Source organism: Gallibacterium genomosp. 1 (assembly GCF_000771875.1).
Classification (GTDB): Bacteria; Pseudomonadota; Gammaproteobacteria; order Enterobacterales; family Pasteurellaceae; genus Gallibacterium.
This window is the reverse complement of sequence record NZ_JPXX01000032.1, coordinates 1-5,563: the sequence shown is the minus strand read 5'-3', so window position 1 is coordinate 5,563 and position 5,563 is coordinate 1. Positions and strand designations below refer to the sequence as shown.

Sequence of the window (5,563 nt, the reverse complement as noted above, 5' to 3'; positions counted from 1 at the left end):
GGTTAGCGTTTTTTTTATGTTGTTTTACATTAAAGTGCTTGCTTTGAGAGAGGTGAGACAAACGGGGAAATAAACTTTTTAAGTTAGACCTATATCAATAGATATCTATGGTATTAAAGTAAGATGTTTTTATCTAATTAGCACGGCTCATATGGAAAATCTGAATATATCAGGTTTGGTTGTTTAATTTCACTATAAACAATAGCAGTAAATGTTAAATAACTTATCAAGCTTTATTTTTAAGAAAAATAAAAAATTACTTGTCAAATAACAATTAAAGCGTATTATAGCCGTCTAGAAGTAAAAACATCTATTTTTTCTTTTTTATTTTTAATATTGGTAGTTATTGATAAGGAATTTTCATGTCAAAATATTTATTCACTTCTGAATCTGTTTCTGAAGGACATCCAGATAAAATCGCAGATCAGATTTCAGATGCTGTTTTAGATGCAATTTTAGAACAAGATCCAAAAGCACGAGTAGCTTGTGAAACTTATGTTAAAACAGGTATGGCTTTAATTGGTGGTGAAATTACAACATCAGCATGGGTGGATATTGAGCATCTTGCACGTCAAGTAATTTGTGATATTGGTTACACTTCTTCAGAAATGGGATTTGATGGTCATTCTTGTGCTGTATTGAATGGGATCGGTAAACAGTCATCTGATATTAATCAAGGTGTTGATAGGGAAAATCCGTTAGAACAAGGTGCTGGTGACCAAGGGATAATGTTTGGTTATGCTACTAATGAAACAGAAGTTCTAATGCCTGCTCCAATTACTTATGCCCACCGTTTAATGGAAAAACAAGCTGAAGTGCGTCGTAGTGGTGTTTTGCCTTGGTTGCGCCCTGATGCAAAAAGCCAAATTACTTTTATCTATGAGAATGGAAAGATCCAAGGCATTGATACAGTTGTCCTTTCAAGTCAGCATGCAGATAACGTTAGTGATAAAGATTTACGTGAAGGTATTATGGAAGAAATTATTAAACCAGTATTACCTGAGCAATGGTTGTCAGCAAATACTAAATACTTTATTAATCCAACTGGTCGCTTTGTGATTGGTGGACCTATGGGAGATTGTGGATTAACCGGACGTAAAATTATTGTCGATACTTATGGTGGTGCAGCGCGTCATGGCGGTGGTGCATTTTCTGGCAAAGATCCGTCAAAAGTTGACCGTTCAGCGGCATATGCAGCACGTTATGTTGCTAAAAATATTGTAGCAGCTGGATTGGCGGATCGTTGCGAAATTCAATTATCTTATGCTATAGGTGTGGCTGAACCGACATCAATTATGATTGATACCTTCGGAACAGGAAAAGTTGATAATGAAGTATTGGTTGATGCGGTACGTGAACATTTTGATTTACGTCCGTATGGTTTAATCAAAATGTTAGATCTTATTCAGCCAATTTATCGCCAGACTGCTGCATATGGTCACTTTGGACGTGAACAATTCCCTTGGGAATGTACGGATAAAGCAGAATTGTTAGCTAGCTATTTAAAATAAGAAATTATTGCTGTAGCAATATTTCAATACTCTTGAAGCCATTACAAAATATTGTAATGGCTTCTTTACTGAATCAGTATTAATTCAAATGAGAACTTAATCTTACAGTTATAAAAATGTAGAACTGAATAGAGATTATATTATTTTAAGGAATATATATGAGTGTAGAATCATCTTTATTAAATCGTCACGCTAACCGTTGTTTAGATCCTAATGTGAAAATTAGTCAAGAAGAGTTGGTAGAACTGCTTGCTTTGGCGGGTAAAGCACCAAGTGCGTTTAACACTCAACCGTGGCGTGTTGTTGTTTTAACTGAACAGCCAGCAAAAGAGAAATTATTTCCTATTGTATTTAATCAGAAGCAAGTATTGGATGCTTCTGCAGTGTTGATGATTTTGGCGTGAAGCAATCAAACAACCATTAGTTGAAAAAATGAATGAAACCTTGGTTCAGAAAGGTTTTTTACCAGAAAGTCTGAAGCAACAAATGATTGGAATAACTTTGGGTTTTTATCAGGAATTGGAGCAGCAAAAGATAATGAATTTCCTGAGTTTAGATATAGGACTTTTTGTAATGAGTTTTATGTTAGCAGCTGAAGAAAAAGGCTGGAATACGAGTCCAATGATTGGTTATGACTCAAAAGAGCTTCGTTCTACATTTTCTATTCCTGAACGGTATGAAGATGTATTGTTAATTGCTATTGGTAAAAAGGTAAAAGAACCCCATCAAAGTTATCGTTATGAGGTGAATGAATTTACAACTTGGAATGAGATGCCAACAGCATAAAAGAAAAATAAAAGTGTTCAGTCTGAGTAGCTTAAGTGATTAAGCTACTCTTTTTTTATTTTTTAGGAAAAATGATAGTTGGTTCGTCACTAGGGCGATAAAGTACTAAAATATGTCCGATACGTTGTACCGTATAAGCACCGGTTTCACGTTCTATTGCTGCGACTACTAGTTCTTTATCTTCTCTGTCAACACCGGAAATTTTTACTTTGATTAGCTCGTGGTGATTCAGTGCATTATCAATTTCAGCGATGACACCTTCTGTAAGCCCGTTTCCACCGAGCATAACTACAGGGTTAAGATGATGAGCCAAACCTTTCAGATACTGTTTTTGTTTTGTAGATAATGTTAATGTCATAAGTATCCCTTTTCAGTAAATTAAAAATGCTACATTTTAAACGTTTATGGATGAAATAGAAAGAAATTAGCATAATGAAGATAAATAAAGCGGCAATTTCATTAGAATTGTCTATAATTGTGTAGCCTATTACAGTATTCGCTGAATTTATGCTTGTTTGCCTTGAAATTTAGGAGTTAATCATCATATAGTAACGAGTATTTTTAGAGTATTAATTCAATTGATTTTCAGATATTAGCATTATGGGTAAAAAAAAACGTTCGGCAAGTTCTACACGTTGGCTTAACGAACATTTCAAAGATAAATTTGTTCAGCAGGCTCACAAGCAAAAATTGCGTTCCAGAGCTTATTTCAAGTTAGATGAAATTCAAAAAACGGATAAGCTGTTTAAACCGAATATGACTGTTGTTGATCTTGGCGCTGCACCGGGTGGTTGGTCACAGTATGTTGTTACACAAATCGGTGAAAAAGGTAGAGTAATTGCTTGTGATATTCTAGATATGGACCCTATTGTTGGTGTTGATTTCTTACAAGGGGATTTCCGTGAAGAAAAAGTATTAAATACATTGTTGGAAAAAATTGGTGATGACAAGGTGGACGTAGTGATGTCGGATATGGCACCTAATTTTAGTGGAATGCCTTCGGTTGATATTCCTCGTGCGATGTATCTTGTTGAGTTAGCTTTAGATATGTGTAAGCAGGTTCTTGCTTCACAAGGTAGTTTTGTGGTGAAAGTGTTTCAAGGAGAGGGTTTTGATGAATATCTACGAGAAATTCGTTCATTATTTAAGACAGTGAAAGTGCGTAAACCGGAAGCATCGAGAGATCGTTCTCGAGAGGTTTATATTGTTGCAATGGGTTATAAACTTTAACCACACGATAATGTTTTTTTAAACACACAAATAACGGGGATTTACCTTGAAAAATAATAATATGCTTAAAAATATTATGCTTTGGAGTGTTGTGGCAATTGTGCTGATGACGCTATTCCAAGGCTTTTCCGGCAATACTAGAGATGGTGTTGATTATTCTACTTTTATTACCGATATTGGTAACAACCAAATTTCAGAAACGCGTTTTGATGGCAATGAAATTACCGTGACCAAGAAAAATGGCGATACCTACCAAACGGTAATGCCATTGTATGATGATAAAGTACTTGATGATTTATTGAAGAAAGATATTAAAGTGTCCGGTACCGCACCTGAAAAACGTGGTTTATTGGCACAAATCTTGATTTCTTGGTTCCCGATGTTACTTCTTGTCGGAGTATGGATTTTCTTTATGCGTCAAATGCAAGGCGGTGGCGGCGGTGCGCTGAAATTTGGTAAAAGCCGAGCTAGAATGATGACGCAGGAACAGATCAAAACAACGTTTGCCGATGTTGCAGGTTGTGATGAAGCGAAAGAAGAAGTGGGCGAGATTGTTGATTTCTTACGTGATCCGAGTAAATTCCAAAAATTGGGTGGTAAGATTCCGAAAGGTATTTTAATGGTAGGGCCTCCGGGTACAGGTAAAACTTTATTGGCAAAAGCGATTGCTGGTGAAGCTAAAGTGCCGTTCTTTACCATTTCCGGTTCAGATTTCGTTGAAATGTTTGTTGGGGTGGGTGCATCGCGCGTGCGTGATATGTTTGAACAAGCGAAGAAAAATGCACCTTGTCTTATTTTTATTGATGAAATTGATGCGGTAGGTCGTCAGCGTGGTGCTGGTTTAGGTGGTGGACACGATGAACGTGAGCAAACTTTGAACCAAATGCTAGTTGAAATGGATGGATTTGAAGGTAACGAAGGAGTGATTGTTATTGCGGCAACTAACCGTCCGGATGTGCTTGACCCAGCATTAACACGTCCTGGACGTTTTGACCGCCAAGTGGTTGTTGGTTTGCCGGATGTGCGTGGACGTGAGCAGATATTAAAAGTTCATATGCGTAAAATTCCAGTAGCGAATGATGTTGATCCTATGACTATTGCTCGTGGCACACCAGGATATTCTGGTGCTGATTTAGCAAACTTGGTTAATGAAGCAGCGTTATTTGCGGCACGTACAAATAAACGTTTAGTAACAATGTTGGAATTTGAAAAGGCAAAAGACAAAATTAATATGGGACCGGAACGTCGAACAATGATGATGACGGATAAACAGAAGGAATCTACCGCTTATCACGAAGCAGGTCATGCTATTGTCGGTTATTTAGTTCCTGAACACGATCCTGTTCATAAAGTAACTATTATCCCGAGAGGCCGTGCATTAGGGGTGACATTCTTCTTGCCTGAAGGTGATCAAATTAGCATTAGTCAGAAACAGTTGGAAAGTAAACTTTCGACTTTATATGCAGGACGTATCGCAGAGGAGTTGATTTATGGTGAAGAGAATATCTCAACCGGAGCTTCAAATGATATTAAAGTGGCAACGAATATTGCTCGCAATATGGTCACTCAATGGGGTTTTTCAGATAAATTAGGTCCAATTTTATATTCTGAAGATGAAGGTGAAGTATTCTTAGGGCGTTCAATGGCGAAAGCGAAACATATGTCGGATGCAACAGCACATACCATTGATGAAGAAGTGCATAATATTGTTTCTCGTAATTATCAACGTGCAAGACAGCTCTTGATAGATAATATGGATATTCTTCACGCTATGAAAGATGCATTAGTTAAATATGAAACAATTGATGAACCACAAATTAAGCAATTAATGGAACGTCAGGAAGTAACACCACCGTCAGGTTGGGTGGAAAAAACTAAACCAGAAGAGAAAGTAGATGAAACGCCAAAAGAGGATAAAGCTAATACTTCTTCTGAAACAGTAGATCCATCAGAAAATGCATAATTTTCATTGAAATACCATAAAAGGAAGGGAAATAGGGCTTATTAAAGGCCCTATTTTTATGGCATAGTAGACA

The 5,563-nt window shown here is 36.8% G+C and carries 6 protein-coding genes; 5 read left to right on the top strand and 1 reads right to left on the bottom strand.

Annotated elements, in window-relative coordinates:
• Positions 1-362: 362 nt before the first annotated feature.
• The 3 genes from metK (at position 363) to JP36_RS11885 (ending at position 2,297) form a co-directional block, all read left to right on the top strand.
• The gene (gene metK, locus JP36_RS10320) at positions 363-1,511 is read left to right on the top strand and encodes a methionine adenosyltransferase (protein ID WP_039137323.1); all 1,149 of its coding nucleotides are present in this window, start codon (positions 363-365) and stop codon (positions 1,509-1,511) included.
• Positions 1,512-1,669: 158 nt separating this feature from the next.
• Entirely contained in the window at positions 1,670-1,915 is a 246-nt protein-coding gene (locus tag JP36_RS11890; protein WP_267881936.1) for a nitroreductase family protein, read from the top strand.
• 28 nt (positions 1,916-1,943) lie between these two features.
• On the top strand, positions 1,944-2,297 hold the full coding sequence (locus JP36_RS11885) for a nitroreductase family protein (protein ID WP_267881935.1): 354 nt from the start codon (positions 1,944-1,946) through the stop codon (positions 2,295-2,297).
• Between the two features lie 55 nt (positions 2,298-2,352).
• On the opposite strand, the gene yhbY is transcribed toward JP36_RS11885, so the two are convergent.
• Complete coding sequence (gene yhbY / locus JP36_RS10305; protein WP_039137325.1) at positions 2,353-2,655, bottom strand: ribosome assembly RNA-binding protein YhbY; 303 nt, start codon at positions 2,653-2,655, stop codon at positions 2,353-2,355.
• 242 nt (positions 2,656-2,897) lie between these two features.
• On the opposite strand from yhbY, the gene rlmE reads away from it, so the two are divergent.
• Positions 2,898-3,527 carry a 23S rRNA (uridine(2552)-2'-O)-methyltransferase RlmE gene (rlmE, locus tag JP36_RS10300; RefSeq protein WP_021462436.1) on the top strand — a complete coding sequence of 210 codons (630 nt, stop codon included), beginning with the start codon at positions 2,898-2,900 and terminating at the stop codon, positions 3,525-3,527.
• A 61-nt stretch (positions 3,528-3,588) separates the two neighbouring features.
• Positions 3,589-5,490: an ATP-dependent zinc metalloprotease FtsH gene (gene ftsH, locus JP36_RS10295; protein ID WP_039174426.1), complete on the top strand. Its 1,902-nt coding sequence runs from the start codon at positions 3,589-3,591 to the stop codon at positions 5,488-5,490.
• Positions 5,491-5,563 lie beyond the last annotated feature (73 nt).

Bases quoted from the DNA above. Each gene is read 5' to 3' on its own strand.
- ftsH (WP_039174426.1), top strand. From the start codon at position 3,589: ATGCTTAAAAATATTATGCTTTGGAGTGTTGTGGCAATTGTGCTGATG.
- JP36_RS11890 (WP_267881936.1), top strand. From the start codon at position 1,670: ATGAGTGTAGAATCATCTTTATTAAATCGTCACGCTAACCGTTGTTTA.
- yhbY (WP_039137325.1), bottom strand. From the start codon at position 2,655: ATGACATTAACATTATCTACAAAACAAAAACAGTATCTGAAAGGTTTG.
- metK (WP_039137323.1), top strand. From the start codon at position 363: ATGTCAAAATATTTATTCACTTCTGAATCTGTTTCTGAAGGACATCCA.
- JP36_RS11885 (WP_267881935.1), top strand. From the start codon at position 1,944: ATGAATGAAACCTTGGTTCAGAAAGGTTTTTTACCAGAAAGTCTGAAG.
- rlmE (WP_021462436.1), top strand. From the start codon at position 2,898: ATGGGTAAAAAAAAACGTTCGGCAAGTTCTACACGTTGGCTTAACGAA.